The 16,469-nt window shown below is 65.8% G+C and carries 18 protein-coding genes and 1 pseudogene; 14 read left to right on the top strand and 5 right to left on the bottom strand.

Annotated features, from left to right (window positions below; translation table 11 throughout):
• Positions 1–2 precede the first annotated feature (2 nt).
• The 6 genes from SCA01S_RS07375 to SCA01S_RS07400 all read left to right on the top strand — a co-directional run bounded on the left by SCA01S_RS07375 (position 3) and on the right by SCA01S_RS07400 (position 6,453).
• Positions 3–1,112 (top strand): protein-glutamate methylesterase/protein-glutamine glutaminase, encoded by a 1,110-nt coding sequence (locus tag SCA01S_RS07375; RefSeq protein ID WP_054131145.1) that lies wholly within the window; start codon positions 3–5, stop codon positions 1,110–1,112.
• An 11-nt stretch (positions 1,113–1,123) separates the two neighbouring features.
• Positions 1,124–2,917, top strand: a complete 1,794-nt coding sequence (locus tag SCA01S_RS07380) for a hypothetical protein (RefSeq protein ID WP_062784428.1) — start codon at positions 1,124–1,126, stop codon at positions 2,915–2,917.
• 74 nt (positions 2,918–2,991) lie between these two features.
• Positions 2,992–3,624: a TetR/AcrR family transcriptional regulator gene (locus SCA01S_RS07385; RefSeq protein WP_022678505.1), complete on the top strand. Its 633-nt coding sequence runs from the start codon at positions 2,992–2,994 to the stop codon at positions 3,622–3,624.
• Between the two features lie 478 nt (positions 3,625–4,102).
• A complete protein-coding gene (locus SCA01S_RS07390) occupies positions 4,103–4,783 on the top strand; it encodes a response regulator transcription factor (RefSeq protein ID WP_062784430.1) in 681 nt (226 codons plus the stop codon).
• Positions 4,773–5,222: a BLUF domain-containing protein gene (locus SCA01S_RS07395; protein ID WP_062784432.1), complete on the top strand. Its 450-nt coding sequence runs from the start codon at positions 4,773–4,775 to the stop codon at positions 5,220–5,222. The genes SCA01S_RS07390 and SCA01S_RS07395 overlap by 11 nt, the downstream gene beginning before the upstream one ends.
• Before the next feature lie 88 nt (positions 5,223–5,310).
• Positions 5,311–6,453, top strand: coding sequence for a GGDEF domain-containing protein (locus SCA01S_RS07400; protein WP_233250954.1), 1,143 nt, complete (start codon positions 5,311–5,313; stop codon positions 6,451–6,453).
• Positions 6,454–6,460: 7 nt separating this feature from the next.
• Here the strand turns inward: SCA01S_RS07400 and SCA01S_RS07405 are convergent, their stop codons facing one another.
• Positions 6,461–7,222, bottom strand: a complete 762-nt coding sequence (locus SCA01S_RS07405; protein WP_022678509.1) for a GntR family transcriptional regulator — start codon at positions 7,220–7,222, stop codon at positions 6,461–6,463.
• A gap of 171 nt (positions 7,223–7,393) precedes the next feature.
• Between SCA01S_RS07405 and SCA01S_RS22125 the strand changes: the two genes are divergently transcribed.
• From SCA01S_RS22125 to SCA01S_RS07415, 3 genes and pseudogenes are all read left to right on the top strand, one after another.
• A complete protein-coding gene (locus tag SCA01S_RS22125; protein WP_157088886.1) occupies positions 7,394–7,564 on the top strand; it encodes a hypothetical protein in 171 nt (56 codons plus the stop codon).
• Between the two features lie 368 nt (positions 7,565–7,932).
• Positions 7,933–8,226 (top strand): annotated as a pseudogene (locus SCA01S_RS07410) (HU family DNA-binding protein); the annotation flags it as partial.
• 38 nt (positions 8,227–8,264) lie between these two features.
• Positions 8,265–8,543, top strand: coding sequence for a hypothetical protein (locus SCA01S_RS07415; protein ID WP_062784434.1), 279 nt, complete (start codon positions 8,265–8,267; stop codon positions 8,541–8,543).
• A 45-nt stretch (positions 8,544–8,588) separates the two neighbouring features.
• Here SCA01S_RS07415 and SCA01S_RS07420 read toward each other — a convergent pair whose 3' ends face one another.
• Positions 8,589–9,044, bottom strand: coding sequence for a GreA/GreB family elongation factor (locus SCA01S_RS07420; RefSeq protein WP_062784436.1), 456 nt, complete (start codon positions 9,042–9,044; stop codon positions 8,589–8,591).
• 265 nt (positions 9,045–9,309) lie between these two features.
• On the opposite strand from SCA01S_RS07420, the gene SCA01S_RS07425 reads away from it, so the two are divergent.
• The 4 genes from SCA01S_RS07425 (at position 9,310) to SCA01S_RS07440 (ending at position 12,702) form a co-directional block, all read left to right on the top strand.
• Positions 9,310–9,867 carry an SOS response-associated peptidase family protein gene (locus SCA01S_RS07425; RefSeq protein ID WP_022678514.1) on the top strand — a complete coding sequence of 186 codons (558 nt, stop codon included), beginning with the start codon at positions 9,310–9,312 and terminating at the stop codon, positions 9,865–9,867.
• A 185-nt stretch (positions 9,868–10,052) separates the two neighbouring features.
• Positions 10,053–11,054: a diacylglycerol/lipid kinase family protein gene (locus SCA01S_RS07430; protein WP_062784438.1), complete on the top strand. Its 1,002-nt coding sequence runs from the start codon at positions 10,053–10,055 to the stop codon at positions 11,052–11,054.
• Complete coding sequence (locus SCA01S_RS07435) at positions 11,051–11,944, top strand: hypothetical protein (RefSeq protein ID WP_062784440.1); 894 nt, start codon at positions 11,051–11,053, stop codon at positions 11,942–11,944. The genes SCA01S_RS07430 and SCA01S_RS07435 overlap by 4 nt, the downstream gene beginning before the upstream one ends.
• Entirely contained in the window at positions 11,941–12,702 is a 762-nt protein-coding gene (locus SCA01S_RS07440) for an NTP transferase domain-containing protein (RefSeq protein ID WP_062784768.1), read from the top strand. Before SCA01S_RS07435 ends, SCA01S_RS07440 begins: the two co-directional genes overlap by 4 nt.
• Here SCA01S_RS07440 and SCA01S_RS07445 read toward each other — a convergent pair.
• Entirely contained in the window at positions 12,699–14,012 is a 1,314-nt protein-coding gene (locus SCA01S_RS07445) for a lipopolysaccharide biosynthesis protein (protein ID WP_062784442.1), read from the bottom strand. The genes SCA01S_RS07440 and SCA01S_RS07445 overlap by 4 nt on opposite strands.
• On the bottom strand, positions 14,009–15,196 hold the full coding sequence (locus tag SCA01S_RS07450; RefSeq protein WP_062784444.1) for a CDP-glycerol glycerophosphotransferase family protein: 1,188 nt from the start codon (positions 15,194–15,196) through the stop codon (positions 14,009–14,011). Before SCA01S_RS07450 ends, SCA01S_RS07445 begins: the two co-directional genes overlap by 4 nt.
• Positions 15,197–15,384: 188 nt before the next feature.
• Between SCA01S_RS07450 and SCA01S_RS07455 the strand changes: the two genes are divergently transcribed.
• Positions 15,385–15,825, top strand: a complete 441-nt coding sequence (locus SCA01S_RS07455; RefSeq protein ID WP_062784446.1) for a DUF2141 domain-containing protein — start codon at positions 15,385–15,387, stop codon at positions 15,823–15,825.
• Here SCA01S_RS07455 and SCA01S_RS07460 read toward each other — a convergent pair.
• Positions 15,814–16,386 carry a TetR/AcrR family transcriptional regulator gene (locus SCA01S_RS07460; protein ID WP_216647672.1) on the bottom strand — a complete coding sequence of 191 codons (573 nt, stop codon included), beginning with the start codon at positions 16,384–16,386 and terminating at the stop codon, positions 15,814–15,816. The genes SCA01S_RS07455 and SCA01S_RS07460 overlap by 12 nt on opposite strands.
• Positions 16,387–16,469 lie beyond the last annotated feature (83 nt).

The raw sequence follows: 16,469 nt of genomic DNA on the forward strand, positions 1-16,469 counted from the left end.
CGATGCCGGCCCCCAAGATCCGCGTCCTGGTCATCGACGACAGCGCCAGCGTGCGCCAGACCATGAAAGCCATCCTGGAAGAAGATCCCGAACTGGAAGTGGTGGCGACGGCAGCCGATCCCTTTGCCGCCGCCCGCCACATCCAGGAACAGGTGCCCGACGTGATCACGCTCGACGTGGAAATGCCGCGCATGGATGGCATCACCTTCCTGCGCAAGCTGATGCAGCAATGCCCCGTGCCCGTGGTGATGTGCTCGTCGCTGACCGAGGAAGGCTCGGATACGCTGCTCGAAGCCATGCATGCGGGCGCAGTCGACGTGATCCTGAAACCGCGCGTGGGCGTGGCCGATCACCTTTCCGAAAGCCGGCTGATGATCCGCGACACGGTCAAGGCAGCCGCGCGGGCCAAGGTGCGTGGCGGCCGCCGCTCTGCCGCAGCCAGCGCGCCGCCCTCGCTCCATCCCCAGCCCAAGCTGACCGCCGATGCCGTGTTGCCGCCTCCCCCGGCACGCGCCGCGGGCAGCAAGGCGATGAGCCGCACCACCGAAATGGTGGTGTGCATAGGCGCTTCCACCGGCGGCACCGAAGCCTTGCGCGAAGTGCTGGAAGCGCTGCCCGCCAATTCGCCGGGCATCGTCATCGTCCAGCACATGCCCGAACATTTCACCCGCGCCTTTGCCCGCCGGCTCGATGGCCTGTGCGAGGTATCGGTGAAGGAGGCCGAAGACGGCGACACCGTGATGCGTGGCCACGTGCTGATCGCGCCGGGCGGCAAGCATACGCTGCTCGAACGCCAGGGCGCGCGCTACCTTGTCTCGGTGCGCGACGGGCCACTGGTCAGCCGGCATCGTCCTTCGGTCGATGTGCTGTTCCGCTCCGCCGCGCGCTGCGCCGGATCGAACGCAGTGGGGATCATCATGACCGGCATGGGTGACGATGGCGCGCGGGGGCTGCTGGAAATGAAGGAGGCCGGCGCGCGCACTGTCGCCCAGGACGAAGCCACCTCCATCGTGTTCGGCATGCCCAAGGAAGCGATCGCGCGCGGCGCCGCCGATCGCATCGTGCCGCTTGGCGCGATCGCCCAGGAACTGTTGCAGGCTACGGCGCGATAAGGAGAGCCGCGATGCAACCCGAACCGCTGATGCCGCCCATGGCAGATACCCCGCCGCCGCCGGCCGATGCCGCGCTCACCGCGCCATTGCGCCTGCGCCTCGCGGATATCCTGCATGGTCTCGACGATCATTTCACCCGCATCGGCACCACGCTGGAGCGGACGGTAGAGGCTATTTCGGCCGTGGTCGGCACCCTCGGCCAGATCAGCGCTGCCCTGGGCGATGGCGATGGTTCGGGCGCGGTGGGAAACCTCACCCGCGCGGCCAAGCGGCTTTACAGCGTGGCCGATCAGGCCGCCCGTCGGGCCGACCAGGTGGGCCACATCCGCGCCGTATCGGCCCGCCTCACCGCGCAGATCCATGATCTGCAACGCACGCTCGATGCGCTCAAGATCTATGGCATGAACGTCAAGATTGCCGCGGGTGGCGCGCGCGACTTTGTCGATTTCGCCGATCTCATGGCGCAGAAACTGGACATGGGCAAAGCTGACGCTGCCGGCTTCGACGGGCGCCTGGCCGAACTGGAAGCAGGCCTTGCCAGCATGCTGCGATCGGATTCGCGGCTGGTCAACGAATGCGCGCGCGTGGTGCCACAGGTGCCAGACCGCCTGATCCGCGATGCCGGCGCGCTGGCCAGTCACCAGGATGGCCTGGCCGCGATGGCGCGCACAACCGGAGAGATCGCCGCGACGATCCAGGCGAAGGTCGCGACCGTGCTGGGCGCCATCCAGATCGGCGATATTGCCCGCCAGCGGCTGGAACATGTGCTGGCCGGATGCGAGATGCTCGACGCGCACCTGGGCGGCCGCCCGCCCGGCTCCCCCGCCGAAGAGGCGGCCTGCCACCATGTGCTGGCCCTGCTGCACGCCCAGCTTGAAGAAACCGCCATCGATTTCCGCCGCGAGACGCTGGTGCTTGTGGGATCGCTGCACGATCTCGAGCCTGAGGCCAACCGCCTGCTGGCGTTGCAGGCCCCCGCCGCGCCGGCCGATCACGATCCCGCGCAGCAGCATGCCGGCGAAGCGGCGTTCCTGCGCGAGCTGGAGAGCGGAATTGCCGAAGCCACCGCCATGATCGCGCAACTGCAAGAGGCAGATGCCCAGGCCGAACAGACGCTGGGCCTGATCATCGCCACCGTGGCTGACCTCATAGCCCGTGCCGCCGCAATCCGTCACTTGCGCGTCGACGTGCAACTGATGGCGATCAATATCGGCCTGTCCTGCCGGCGGGTTGAAGCGATCGGCCGGCCCATGACCGTCATCGCCAACGAAATCCGCAGCCACGCCGAAACGCTGGACGGTGCGGTCACGCATATCAACGCTGCCGCCAGCGATCTCGACGGATGCTCGGCCGCGATGCGCGGCACAGACCGTTCCGGCGAGGTCGGCACCGGCGACGAACTCGCGCTCTCGCTGGCAATGATCCGCCAAGGCGCGCAGCGCACGGAACAGGCCATCGCCGTGGCCAGCCAGCAGAGCGACACCATCGCCACCATGCTGCGCAAGACGCGGGACGAATTGGAAGTGAGCCTCGACCTGGCCAAGACAATCGAGGCGATTGCGGTGCGCACCGCCGACCTTGCCGGCAGTGGCAACAGCTATGATCCCGCCGCCCATGCTGCGATCGCCGCGCTGATGAACGCGCTGGGGCAGATCTATACCATGGCGAGCGAACGCGTGGTGCACGATCGCTTTCTCCTGCACGGGATGGTGCCGCTCGCCAACAGCCAGCCCACGTCCGGCTTTGGCCCCGGTGACGCCCAAGACGACGACGACGACGCCTTGTTCGACGACGCGCTGTTCTGATCTGCTGCGGCGAAAGCGACGCGGGCAGCACCCGTGCTGGACCTGCGCGCCTGCCTGCCTATAGTCTGCGGCATATGAACCAAGTCGCGATCCCGCCAATGCTTGCCACACCCGGTGGTCCGTCCCGTGGCAGACCGCGTCAGTTCGATCCCGATGCAGCCTTGCTCGCCGCTCTGCACGTGTTCTGGACACGCGGCTATGATGGCGCTTCGTTGTCTGACCTGACGGAGGCGATGGGGATTACCCGGCCCAGCCTCTATGCCTGTTTTGGCAACAAGGAATCCTTGTTTCGTAAGGCTTTGGACCTTTACGAGCGGGACAAGCTGGCGTTCATGACCCAAGCGCTTTTGGCGCCGACCGCGCGCGGCGTGGCGGCGGCCATGCTACGCGATGCCCTGGCAATGTTGACCACCAGCGAGGGCGGACGGGCGTGCTTTGGCGTGATGCACGCAGTCGCTTCCTCCACCTATGACGAATCGATGCGCCAAGAAGTGATTACCCGCCGCGCTGCCTATGAGCAGGCGCTGCTTGCACGGTTCGAGCGGGCCGAGGCGGAGGGCGATTTTCCCGGATACACCGCGCAGGCGCTATGCGCCTATTGCCTGTGCCTGTTGAGCGGAATGAGCGTCCAAGCCGGTTCAGGTGCTGATTTTGCGCGCCTTCATACGATCGTCGAAACCGCCTTGGCACTCTGGCCGGGGCGTTGAGCAACGCCCGGCGTTTGCGATACCGAGCGGTATATAAACTTGTTGACGCGGCATCTGCGGGTTTCTATACCAATTGGTATTGAAAGTCGCGGGGCCAGCCGGCTTCTCCCCCCATTGGCCGGCATCCCCCCATCCCCATGGTCCCTCGCGGGCTTTCATTATTCGACGCGTCCCCCGCGCGTCGGCAAAGGGCGGCCGGGCAACAGGCTTTTTCGTAAAGCAGCCCGGCCGGGCCTGGCCCCGGTTTCGTCGATGCGCGTGCGTGCCCGCTATTGCGCGTTGACGAAACCGGTTCCCTGCGAGTTAATTTGTACAGCAATACCGATTGCAGCTGTCGTTTTCCCCTAACTCATGTCAGTTTGTTGCAATTACTCGGCGTAGATCACCGTACCCCGTATCGCTACGGTATTGGTTGCCGAGCCTGCAATCTAAGGCTGATTTCGGTTATAACTGAACAGGTTCGGTATGCCGAACCGGGATGGGCGAGATCAACGTGGCGCAACGCACCGTTCACATCGTGGATAGCGATGCCCTGCATCGTCGGGATCTGGCACAATTGATACGTCAGCAAGGGCTGGACTGTCATCCTTTTGCCGCGTCTGCAGATCTGGCAGACGCGCTGGGCTATCTTCCCGCCGGCTGCGTCTTGCTGGCCTGGCGCACGCCTCAGCCCCCTGCCCAAGCCACGCCCATCGCCGGCGAAGAGGAAGGCCCCGGCCCGATGGTGCGCGCGGTCCTTTCGCAACGGCCAGAGATGGCAGTGATCGTCATGGCCGTTTCCCCCACGATCCCGCAGGTGGTCCAGGCCCTGCGCGCAGGCGCGGTCGATTTCCTGGAAATGCCGGTTCAGGCCGATGCCTTGCGCCCGGTTCTCGAACACGGCTTTTCGATCCTGCCCGCCCGCGTCGCCCAGCAGCAGCGCGTGGGCCAGGCGACGGCCCTGACCACGCAACTGACCCCGCGCGAGCAGGAAGTGCTGCGCGGCGTGGTTGCCGGGCTGACCAACCGCGCCATTGCCGAACGGCTGCGGATCGGGGTACGCACCGTGGAAATGCATCGGGGCAACATCATGCAAAAGCTGCAAATGGACAATCTGGCGGCCTTGATCCGTTTCGCCGTGTTCACCGGCGTTCTGGATCAAGGGCTTGATGCGGCCTAAGGGTGGGGCCACCGTGCAGCATTGGCTCTATGCCAGCAACTGCGCCGTTGCGCCCGCCTGGGCCGGTCCTACCGTAGAGGCGCTGGTTGCCCACGCGGCGCTGCGCAATGCCGAATGCGGCCTCAGCGGCGCCCTGCTGTTTACCGGGCAGCATTTCATCCAGGCACTGGAAGGCCCCGCCACCGCACTGGCGCAGATGCGAAGCACGATCTGTGACGATGTGCGTCACACCCACATCATGACGCTGGCCGAAGGTACGCTGCCCCACCGCCGCTTCGATGGCTGGGCACTCGCCTATGCCGGGGCGTCGGTCTATCTGGCCGATCAGGTTCGCACGGCCATGGCCGATGGTGCACCCGCGCTGCTTAGCCTGTTGCAGGCGTTTGCCAGGCCCCTGCCCGGCGCGAACCCCGGCTGCGGCCAGCATCGTGCGACGTGATCAACATTTGTTAACCCCGCAATCGCAATCTGCACGTAATCATTGAGCCCGCCTGCGCCGCAGGCGGTGCCATGTGGAGAGAGCGCCGGTGCCCCGAACGACGTTTCCGGCCGGTGCCGGCGCGGATGCCGCTGCCGGCGGGCCAGCACTGGCCGACCGCATCTATGCCGAACTCGTGCGCGGGCTCTATGCCACGCCATTGCAAGCGATCTACATGGCGGTGATCTTTGCCGCCTATCTCGCCCTGATGATCCACGACACCGGGGATCGCGTGATCATGGTGCTGGGTGGCCTGGCGGCTTGTGCCTGGACCACGCGGATCATCCTGGCGGTGCGCTTGCGTCACCGCGCCCTGACCGCCCTGCTCGACCGGCCCGCCGCGCGCCGGCTGGAACTGCTGTTCGCCGTCCCCTATGGCAGCTTTGCCGGGTTGCTCGGCCTTATCGGGGCGCGGGTGATCCACCTGGATCGTGGCGATGCGCGGGCCCTGACGATCTGCGTGCTTGTCGGGTTTTGTGCAGGCGTGGCGACCGGCGTTGGCGCCCGGCCGCGTCTTGCCTCGCTGTTCATGGCCCTGGCGATGACACCAACCCTGCTGCTCGCGCTGGCCGAGGCCCGCCCTTTGACGATCGGGCTGGCGTTTATCGCCACGGCTTTCGTGATCGGCGGCCGACAGTCGCTGCGCATGCGCCATGACATGGTCAAGGCTGAGATCGGCCATCGGCTGGTCTCGCTCTCGCTGGCCCGGCGCGACAACCTGACCGCCCTGCCCAATCGCCTCGCCCTGCGCGAGCATTTCGAGGCCAATGCTGCCGTCATGTCTCCCCACGGCCTCGTCGCCGTACATTATCTCGATCTCGATGGCTTCAAGCCAGTCAACGATGCCTATGGCCACGGCACTGGCGATCGCCTGCTGGAACAAGTGGCCAATCGCCTGCGCGGCGCGATCCGCAATGGCGATATCGTTGCGCGCCTGGGCGGCGATGAATTTGCCGTCGTGCAATTTGGCCTGTCACGCAGCGAAGAGGCCGGTCTTCTCGCGCAGCGCCTGCGCACCACGATCGCCGAGCCGTTCGAGGTGGATGACCATGTCATCCTGATCTCCACCTGTGTGGGCAGCGTGGTGAGCGACAATCGCGCCGATCAGCTCGATGCGCTGCTGCAGGAGGCGGACGCGCGCCTGTACCAGGCCAAGCGCGAGCGCGGCGCCAATCGCCGCCGCGTCGCCTGAGGCTGCGTCAGATCTCGCTCAATTCGGCGACCAGGTCATAGGCATCGCCACGATAATAGCTGTGGGTGATTTCGATCACCCGGCCATCGGGCAGAAACGCCCGGCGTTCGATGAACAGGCACGGATCGCCGGCAGCGATGCCCAGTAGATCGGCCATCTCCGCCGGAAAGCCGATCGCGCGCACGCGCTGCAGCGCCCGCACCGGCCTGTGCCCAGCCTGTTGCAAGGCCGTGTAGAGCGAGTTCTCGACCGTCGCGACCGAAGGCAGGCCCCAACCCGGCACGGTGGCGCCTTCAAGCGCCATGGTCACGCCATCGGCGTAACGGATGCGCTGGAAGCGATAGACTTTCGAGCCCGGCGACAGGCCCAGCGATAGCGATTCCTCGGGCGTAACGAGGCCTTCGGAACGATCGATCCACTTGTTGCCGGGCTTGCGCCCGCGCGCCATCATGTCTTCCGAAAACGATGACAGCGCCGAAAAGCTCTTTTCCACGCGGCCGCTGCTGGCTTTCTGAAGGTTTTCCGAGACAAAGGTGCCCGCGCCCTGGCGCCTTTCCAGCAAGCCTTCTTCCACCAGGCCATCGATCGCCTTGCGGATCGTGACGCGCGACAGCCCGTATTCCTCGCAAAGGTCGCGCTCGCTGGGCAGAGCGGCGCCGGCGGCAAGGCGACGGCTGTCTACCGCGTGACGAATAAGCTTTTGCAGCCGCATGTAGCGTGGGCCGGCTTCGTTTTCCCGAAGCGCACCAATCTGATCAACGAAGGCCATGGCTCTCCTTTACGCCCAAGCACTACGCCGCCCGGGAACCGAGAACAACAGGGATTTTATCTGTATGGCAATGGTTATGGATTGAACTCACACCCAATCAAGGCGCTGGGCAAGAATCGGGACGTTGTTCGAATGCATGCCGGGGCGCGACTCTGCCGTTGGACCAGCGTGATGGCCGCATTTTTCGGTCCGATATGGAAAATTCATGTGTTTGCGTGGCTGACCCCGGATGTGTCGCTGAGCCTGCGCTTGCCTCATATCGCATATGCGCAATCGCGCCGTCATGAAGGCGATACGCAGAACCGTTACAGTTGTTATCGCGTGCCCCAATCCGCTGATTGAGCGGAGCCTGACGATCGGGCCTGCAGCGCAACCTACACATGCGCCAGCCAACCCTGTTTGCGGCAATTTCCGTTGTCGCGTCGGGATATTCGGCAATATCGCTGGCTATCGCCAGGCCTGTGCAGCCTTATGCAAGCGCGCGGACATGCAGGCGCCGAAAGATCGTTAATGTCAGCGCAGGGATTGCTGCCGGAAAACCGGCCTCCTGCGTGCTGCAACGCGTCATGATCTGGCTATGGCCCCAGACAATGACGGTGCCAACGTGCCGTAGCGGTGGAAAACGCGCCGGCGAATGAACGCAAACCCATGGTTCTTCGTCTCTCCGCCGATTTACAGCGCGCAAATCAGGCGTTAGGCCCCACGCAGCATTTTGGAGAAACGCTACCATGAACACTACTGAACTTGTCGATGCCGTTGCCGCCAGCCAGGGCATTGCCAAGGCCGAGGTCCGCAAGACGGTCGACGCCGTTTTCGCCGCCATCGCCGAAGCCGCTGCCAAGGGTGAGGAAATCTCGCTGAACGCGTTCGGCAAGTTCAAGGTCAAGGACGTGCCGGCCCGCGAAGGCCGCAATCCCTCGACCGGCGAACCGATCCAGATCGCGGCTTCGCGCAAGCTCAGCTTCGCGCCGGCCAAGGCTCTCAAGGACAAGCTGAACGGCTAATCGCCGCTGCTGGCTTTTTCCCCTCGGAAAGGCGTTTCGTGGATTTCGATGACCAGATGCGCCGCTACTTCGGCGCTGCCGATTCTGCATCGGTAGCGCCAGCGGCACTGGCCGCGGGCATGGAACGCCTTTCCGTGGATTTTGGCTTGGAGCGTGATCCCGGCCGGCGCTTTGCGATGTGGGCGTTGATGCACATCCTGGGCAATGCGCCCGATCTCGACGTGGCCTTTCCCGATCCTGCCGAGCGGGACGCTGCGCGCAACTTCATGGACATGCTGGACCAGCTCCAGGCGCAGGCCCCCGCCGCCCCCGGCTGAGGACCGATCGCGCCGCGCAGGCTATTCCAGCTACGCCGATCAGCTTCACGTGATCGTGACGATCTCCACGGCTTCGGCCTTGCCACCAAAATCCACATATTCGCCCGCTTCGGCGCCCATGATCGCGCGCGCCAGCGGCGCGGAAAAGGCCAGCAGGCCTGCCGCTGGGTCGGCCTCGTCGTCGCCGACGAGCGTGACCGTCCGCTCTCGGCCGTTATGCACCAGCGTGACCGTGGAACCGAACTCCACCACGTCACCGGACGGCGCAGGCATTACCTGGGCGGTGGCCAGGCGCGTACTCCAATAGCGCAGATCGCGGCGCGCGGCCTTGAGCGCCTCTTCGTCCTGCAGCGTGGCGATCAATGCCTCCACTTCTGCCACTCTGGCGCTCAATTGCGCCAGGCCACGCGCCGTTACCAGATTGGGCCCAGCCGGAATCGGCCGCTCGAACTTGGGTTCGAGATGCTCGTCATCACTTTCGCGGCGGAACGCAACGCTCATGCCTGGTCCTTGGTCAGCAGGGGTGGGTCTCCCCTCTTGCCCGCTTTGCGCGACAGAGCAAGAGCAGCCACCACCCCACGAGCGCAGACCAGAAAAAGCCGGCGGGCAAAAGCAGCAAGCCTTGCCCGCCGGCAGCAGGGTGAAATAGAGTTGCGAGCGTCACAATGCCCTGCGCGCACCGAAAAGGCCAGAGGGGCCAGCAAGCCATTTCTCTGCGTGAAATGCTTGGCGGCATGGCCATGCTGTTTCACAAGGATTGCCAGCCATGTCACTCGCCTATGTTCTCGATGCCCCGGCCCATGCCATTGCCCAGGCGCTGGCGGCCGATGCCAACGGCGATGTCTGGACCGGTGGAGCGGTAAACCCGGGCGGCTATGCTCCGGTGGTGGTGCGTGGCCGCGATGGCCGGCGGCGCCTGGTGCCGCGCCAATGGGGCGTGCCACCACCGCCCCGCGGGCAGCACGTGGTGACGACGGTGCGCAATGTGGAAAGCCCGTTCTGGATCGGCACTTTGCGCCATCCCGAGATGCGCTGCCTGGTGCCGGCCACGCATTTTCGCGCAGGCGGCGCACGGCGGTGGTGGCGATCGCCCGATGCGCCGATCATGGCCTTTGCCGGCATCTGGCGCGATTCCGAAGTGCCCAGCTTTGCCATCCTGACCGTTGGTGTCGACGCGCTATCGGGCCCAGCTAATCCCCCCGCCTCCGTCCCCCTGCTGCTAACGGCGCCGCAACAGGCGCGCTGGCTGGCGCAAGGCTGGAAGGAGGTGGACACGCTGGTCCAGGCGCTTCACCCCGATCGGATCATGCCACTGGGCGATTGAGCGGCGGCTGCTTTTCACGAACCGTACCCAAGCCTGTCTTACGCCCCCGCCTATTTTGCACCGAATAACAGTTTTTTTTGGAAACTGATCTTGGCTTTGCGCGTTGGCGACACCATTGGAGTTTTTACGGACCGTCATGTCAAAGCGCTGCGCCACTCGCGCGGTGCGCATTTTATCGAGCGGAAATGAGACAGGAATTCAATCAACACGGCGGGGTGGCGATCATCCGCGCCAAGGATTTTGCCCCCACCGAAGTCAGCCGCCCGGTGCCCCGCGTAGGCGTGGTGAGCAATCCGCGCAGCCACCGCAACAACGGCGGCTCACGCCCGACCGAACTGCCAGAGGCCGTCGTGTTCAAGCGCGAACCCTCATCGCGCAACGAACTGGTCAGCATCATCACCCAGTTTGCCAACGAAGGCGTCGAACTCATTGTAATCGATGGCGGCGACGGCACCGTACGTGATGTCTTGAGCGTGGCGCACATGGTGTATCGCGGAGCATTGCCGCGCGTGGCGGTGATCCCCTCGGGCAAGACCAACGCGCTGGCGTTCGATCTGGCCTTGCCCGCGCACTGGAGCCTGGGCGACGCGATCCGGGCGCACATGGAAAACCGCGTCGCCGACCGCGCGCCGGTGCATATTCACTGGAACAACAATGCCCTGCCCGACCAGCTGGGCTTTATCTTTGGCCTGGGCGTGTTCAGCCGCGCAACGTTGCTGGCGCAGCGCGTGCACCGCAAGGGCATGTTCAACGCCATCGCGGTGGCACTGACCGTGCTGATGGCCTTGCTGAAGAGCCTGTTCGGCGGGCCGCGCAACAGCTGGCGCCGTGGCGACATGGCGCGGGTGTCGCGCGATGGCGTGGAGATCTTTGCCGAACGCGTCTATCTCATGCTGGCCTCGACCTTGCGGCAGATGCCGGTGGGCCTGCGCCCGTTCGGTCGCATCCGCGACGGGCTCAAGTTCCTTACCGTCAAGGCCCCGCCCCGTGCCCTGCACCGCAATTTCCTGGCGGTGATCAAGGGGCGGGAATCGCCGGCATTGGAAGCAGATGGCTATATCCGCCGCGATGCGGACAAGGTCTATCTCTCGCTCGACCGGGGCTTCATCCTTGATGGCGAGCAGTTTCCCGGCGGCAATCTGATCATCAGCCGGGGCCGGCCGATCCAGTTCGTGGTTCCGGCATGAGCCTGAACCAGGCGGTGGCGGCCAGCCTCGCACAACCGGTAAAGCCAGAGATCGTGGCGGCGGCCCGCCAGGTCTGCGCCCGGCTCGATGGCGATGCCGTGCTGTTTTATGGATCTAACCTGCGGCGCAACGATTTGGAGGGGCTGGTTGATTTCTATGTCCTCCACCGCCGCCGGGCGCGCGGCTGGGCGGCGTTGATCTGGCCCGACGTTGGCTATCATGAAATCGGTCTTGGCGCCGTCACCGTGCGGGCCAAGGTCGCGGTCATGTCCCTGGCGCAATTTCGCCGGGCGGCGCGCGGCGAAAGCATCGATACCACGGTATGGGCGCGGTTCTGCCAGCCTGCCCGGCTGCTCGTGGCCAGCGACCGTGCCATGGCTGCTGCGGTCACCCAGGCGGTGGCCGATGCTATTGCCACGGCCGCTCGCTTTGCCCTGGCGCTTGGCCCAGGCCAAGGCCCGGCGCAAGCCTGGTGGCGGGCGCTGTTCAGCCAGACCTATCGCGCCGAACTGCGGGTGGAACCGCCCGCCCGCAGCGACGCCATCCTCTCGGCCGATCCAGCCCACTTTGTCACGATGCTGCCGCTTGCCTGGGCCAGCCAGGGCATCCTGCTGTCTGGCAGCGATGCGGCCTGGCAACCGGAAGTACCGCAAGGACAGCGCCGCCGCTGGCAGCGCGCCTGGCGGTTGCGCCGCGCGCTGGGCAAGCCGCTCAACGCCCTGCGCCTGGTCAAGGCTGCCTTCACGTTCGAAGGTGCCGCCCGCTATGCCTTGTGGAAGATCGAACGGCATTCCGGCCTGCGTTTGGCGCTGACGCCATGGCGCGAACGCCACCCGATTCTGGCCGCACCGGGCGTGCTGTTGCGGCTATGGCAGGCGCGGCGCGCATGACGGCATTTTCCGCCCTGATCCTTGCCGGCGCGCGCGGGCCGGATGATCCTGTTGCCACCAGCGAGGGTCTCCCGGCCAAAGCGCTGGTTCCGGTGGCCGGTGCTCCAATGCTCGCGCGCGTGATCGCGGCGGTGCGCGCCGCCGGAGCCGGGCGCGTTGCGGTTGCTGCGTCTGATCCGGCCGTCGCGGCCCTGGCGCAGGAACTGGGCTGCGAACTGGTGCCGGCAGCCCAGGGCCCCAGTGAAAGCGCCGCGCGCGGCTTTGCCTTGCTGGGTGCGCCGATGCTGTTGACCACGGCCGATCACGCGCTGTTGCAACCAGCGTGGGTTACCGATTTTCGCGCGGCGGTATCGCGCGATGCCGATGTCTCGGTGCTTTTGGCGCGGCGCGACGTCGTGGAGGCGGCCGTCCCCGAAACCCAGCGCACCTGGCTTCGCTTTGCCGACGGGCAATGGTCGGGCTGCAATCTGTTTCACTTTGCCACGCCCCGCGCCGCGGCCGCGTTTGCGCTATGGCAGGCGGTGGAGCGCAACCGCAAGCGGCCGTGGCGGATCGTCTGGCGCCTCGGCCCCCGGCTTCTGCTGCGCTATGCGCTGGGGCAGCTGTCGCTCACCGAGGCGATGGCCACTTTGGGCGAGCGGGCTGGACTGAGGGTGGAAGCGGTCGCCAGTCCCCACGGGCTGGCGGCTGTCGATGTCGACAAGCCGGCCGATCTGGTGCTGGCACGGCGGATCGCCGGCCGACTTGGCTCAGCCTAGGCCGCTGCTTCGTCCAACCCGTGATGCATGGCATAATGCCACAAGACCGCGCCCAACAACACGCTTGCCGCCACCGATCCGGCGAACACGCTGATACTGGCGCCCAGGGCTCCGATCTGGGGCAGCAGCACCAGCATCAGGCCAAGTTGCAGCGCCACGGCCGCAGCCCGCGCCACAGTGGCCGACAGCGCGCGATGCACCGAGAGCAGGATCGGCTCGAACGCGGCGGCGGCCAGCTCGATCGCGCCGGCCCCGGCCAGCCACAAAAGATAGACATATCCTGCACCGAACGCGTGCCCGCCCACGGCCATCAGCAGATTGCGGCCCGCCAGCGCCACCAGCGCCATCACGGCGCCGGCCGCCAGCAAGCCAGCCAGGCCGACGCGCAGCACCCCGGCGCGAAAGTGCGCGCGCGACGCGGTACGGATCGACCGGACGATTTCGGGAAAGGCGGCCCGCGTGAGCAGGATGGAAATCTTGGACAGGGCATTGGCCAGTTGCGCCGCAAGGCGAAAGGCCCCCGCCGCCTCGGCTCCGACAAAGCCGCCGACCAACAGCAGCGGCGCCTGCCGGGCGGCAAGGCCCAGAGTCGATTGTCCGTTGGTGCTGATCAGCACGCGACCGATCCCCGGATTTTCCGCGCGCGCCTGGCGCCAGCCATGGCGCACCCGCAGCAATCCGCGCACGTCACCGGTTTGCGCCGCCAAGGCCCAGGTTGCGGCCAAGGTCAACAGTTCGGCGATGGCCCAGGCCAGCAGGAAGCCGGCCAATTCCGGCCAAAGCCATTGTGCCAGCGTCGCCCCGACCAGGCGGCCGATTGGTTGCACGCTATCGGCAAGGGCCGCCAGGCGGAACCGATCACGCATGCGCAGAATGCCCGTGGGGGTGGAGCGCAAGGTGATCAGCTGCACCACAGCATAACCGATGGCATAGGGCACCACAGCGGCATCCATGCCGAACGGCGCCGGCCAGAGGGAAAACAGTGCAATCACCAGGGCAATGCCCAGGCCGGCGCTGCAGACTTCGATCAGCGCGGCGGCCTGTTCCAGGCGCCAGGTGGCTGCGTTGTCGCCGGCCGCCTCGTGATCGAGGCCATACTGCACGACCACTTTCCACGTTTCGAAGCTGACCAGCATGGCCAGCGTCTGGGCGGTGCCCGTGATCAGGGCAAAGCGGCCGAAATCAGCCAGCCCCAGCGTGCGCGTCGCCACGCCTATATAGACGAGCGAGAGCACGGCCATCAGCGCGTTGCTGGCCAGGAGCCAGCCCAGATTGGCCAGCACCGCGCGCAGCCGCGATCGCGCCGTCACGCCTGGGGTCCGATCGCGCCGCGCCCGGCGGCCAGGTCGCGCAAGGCCTGCGCCGCGCGTTGCACGGCCGGATGGCCTGCCTGATGCGAGACCGTGTCGGCAAAGATCGCCTCTTGCGTGGCGCGAAAGGCATCATGGCGCTGCCATGCGCCAGGGATCAGAGCTGCCAGCCCGGCCGCATCGCGTGCCACGTCGCCAGCCTGCCAGGCGGGATAGGCCCCCTCGCGCGATCGTGGATCGTGCGAGAACGCATCGAGGAACAGCAGCGGCCGGGGTCGGACCAGGAATTCATAAACCTGGCTCGATACGTCGCCGATGTAGGCATGCGCGGCCAACGTATAGGTCATGTCGACCAGCGCGGCGCTGCCGGTATCGATCAGGATATTGGCTGCGCTCTGCCAATGCGGGGCGATATCCGGGCGCAGGCGCGCGGTGCGGTATTCCAGCGATACATGAAGTTTCTTGGCAAACAGCATGATATGCGGGGCAAAAATCAGATTGTACGCCTGCCCCGCCGGGCTGGCGAACCAGTCCAGCAGCGCCGGGCCATGATCATACCAGCTCGACAGCAGCGGATCGAAGTGCGGGTTATAGACCAGCACGGGATTGCCGTTGGGGAACAGGTGTTTGGACTGGGCAAGATCGATCGTGTCGAACTTGGGGTAGCCAATCACGCGCAGTCGCTCGGCCGGGGCGACGCCGCGCGCCACCATCTCGCGCGCGGTCTTGTGACCACTCACCAGGATCAGGTCGAACCCGCCCTTTTCCGGATGATAGGACACCATGCGATCGCCCGCCCCGTGGGGCACATAGGCAAACAGCGCCTTGCCCCGCCCTTCGCGGATGGAGAGACACGTGCGTTCTGCACTGACCACCACACGCGCCGCGTTGATCCGCCCGGCATGATGGCGCAGCCGCATCAGCCGCCGTACCGGCGCCACCTTGTTGGGCAGTGCCAGCGCGGCTTCCAGCCACCCCGGCAACGCCATGTCATACCACGCCACCTGCCCCGCTGCCGAGCCGAGGATGCTTTCCACGCGCGCGCGGATGGCCGGCGTGGCTACCGCGCAGGTGACCGTGCGGCCATCGGCACCCGTCTTCACCATCGCGCGCGCGATGCCGGCAATATGCGCCACCTGGTGCGGGGCATCGTGGTTGAACAGAAACAGAATGTCGTCCGCCATGGGCTGGCGGTCACCCAATTCCGGGCGAATTGCAACTCTTTCCCGCCGGGCAAGAGCATGCCCACCGCCCCCATCAGACAGGAGAAGCGAACGTGCCAACAACGCCATGGGTATGGGCGGGCGCCACAGTGTTCCTCGCGTTTTTGCCGCTGAGCGCACTTGCGCAGACACCCGCCACGCCACCGGCAATGCCAGCAGCGCAAAGCCGCACACCCGACCGGGAATGCCTTCCGGGACAACCCTCACTCACCGTAGAGGTCAGCGGCTTTATCAACGACAAGGGGACGGTGCGCGCCCAGCTTTACGGGCCGGGTGGCGCGCGCTTTCTCGACAAGGGGCAATGGGCGATGCGGATCGAGCAGCGTCGCCATGGTGGTGGTCCGATCCGCTTTTGCTTTCCGATCAGCCAACCGGGCGACTATGCCGTGGCGGTGCGCCACGATGCCAACGCCAACGGCAAATCCGATTGGAACGATGGTGGCGGTTTTACCCGTAATCCGCATCTCTCGGTGTTCAAGTTGAAGCCCGCGTTTGCCGCCACGGCCGTGGCCATCACCAACCGGCCGATCAGCGTGCCGGTCATCATGCAGTATCGCAAAGGGCTGATGATTGGGCCATCAGGCCGGTGACGGCGCCAATTGTGCGGGCAAGACTAGGCGCACCAGGTCGGCTGCATCGGGGCTGGCCAGAAACGTGAGTGCCGGGGCATAGGCGATCTCGAACAAGAGCGCGCCGAGGGTTTCCGGCTGCGCCGGACCACCGGGGAAGCGTTGCCGCAGATAGCCGCCAAGTTCGCGCCAGCCCCGTCGCACGATTTCCTCAAGCCGCTCAAGGCAGGGCGATCCGGGCGGCGAGGTGCGCGCCAGTTCCAGCACCGACAGGGACCATCCGCCATGGCGCGAACGCTCCTGCGCCCAGGCGGCTACCACGTCCACCACCCCGGCGGCATCGGTGGCGCCGTCAAGGTCGGCCAGCAAATCGCCAAGGCTGCGAAGCGCTTCGGCGCTCAACACTTCGAGATAGATCGCTTCCTTGCTGTCGAAATTGGAATAGACCGCGCCCTTGGTGAAGCCGGCCGCATCGGCAATGCGTTCGAGCGAGGTGATCGCATAGCCATCGCGCCGAAACAGATCGGTTGCCGCCTGCAGCAGCCGTTCGCGCGTACGCGCCTGGCTTTCGCTGCGCTTCAATCGGGCCAAACTCGTTATCCCCTCTTGGTCCACGTCTGGCGCGGTTCACGTCGCCAGGAACCGAGGATTAAGCGGAGCCAAGC

Origin of the sequence: Novosphingobium capsulatum NBRC 12533 (genome assembly GCF_001598375.1) — a bacterium.
Lineage (GTDB): Bacteria > Pseudomonadota > Alphaproteobacteria > Sphingomonadales > Sphingomonadaceae > Novosphingobium > Novosphingobium capsulatum.

Coding starts and splice junctions, on each gene's coding strand:
- SCA01S_RS07430 (WP_062784438.1), top strand. CDS start 10,053: ATGAGACAGGAATTCAATCAACACGGCGGGGTGGCGATCATCCGCGCC.
- SCA01S_RS07425 (WP_022678514.1), top strand. CDS start 9,310: ATGTCACTCGCCTATGTTCTCGATGCCCCGGCCCATGCCATTGCCCAG.
- SCA01S_RS07390 (WP_062784430.1), top strand. CDS start 4,103: ATGGGCGAGATCAACGTGGCGCAACGCACCGTTCACATCGTGGATAGC.
- SCA01S_RS07380 (WP_062784428.1), top strand. CDS start 1,124: ATGCAACCCGAACCGCTGATGCCGCCCATGGCAGATACCCCGCCGCCG.
- SCA01S_RS07455 (WP_062784446.1), top strand. CDS start 15,385: ATGCCAGCAGCGCAAAGCCGCACACCCGACCGGGAATGCCTTCCGGGA.
- SCA01S_RS07385 (WP_022678505.1), top strand. CDS start 2,992: ATGAACCAAGTCGCGATCCCGCCAATGCTTGCCACACCCGGTGGTCCG.
- SCA01S_RS07440 (WP_062784768.1), top strand. CDS start 11,941: ATGACGGCATTTTCCGCCCTGATCCTTGCCGGCGCGCGCGGGCCGGAT.
- SCA01S_RS07450 (WP_062784444.1), bottom strand. CDS start 15,196: ATGGCGGACGACATTCTGTTTCTGTTCAACCACGATGCCCCGCACCAG.
- SCA01S_RS07420 (WP_062784436.1), bottom strand. CDS start 9,044: ATGAGCGTTGCGTTCCGCCGCGAAAGTGATGACGAGCATCTCGAACCC.
- SCA01S_RS07395 (WP_062784432.1), top strand. CDS start 4,773: ATGCGGCCTAAGGGTGGGGCCACCGTGCAGCATTGGCTCTATGCCAGC.
- SCA01S_RS22125 (WP_157088886.1), top strand. CDS start 7,394: ATGGCCGCATTTTTCGGTCCGATATGGAAAATTCATGTGTTTGCGTGG.
- SCA01S_RS07375 (WP_054131145.1), top strand. CDS start 3: ATGCCGGCCCCCAAGATCCGCGTCCTGGTCATCGACGACAGCGCCAGC.
- SCA01S_RS07435 (WP_062784440.1), top strand. CDS start 11,051: ATGAGCCTGAACCAGGCGGTGGCGGCCAGCCTCGCACAACCGGTAAAG.
- SCA01S_RS07405 (WP_022678509.1), bottom strand. CDS start 7,222: ATGGCCTTCGTTGATCAGATTGGTGCGCTTCGGGAAAACGAAGCCGGC.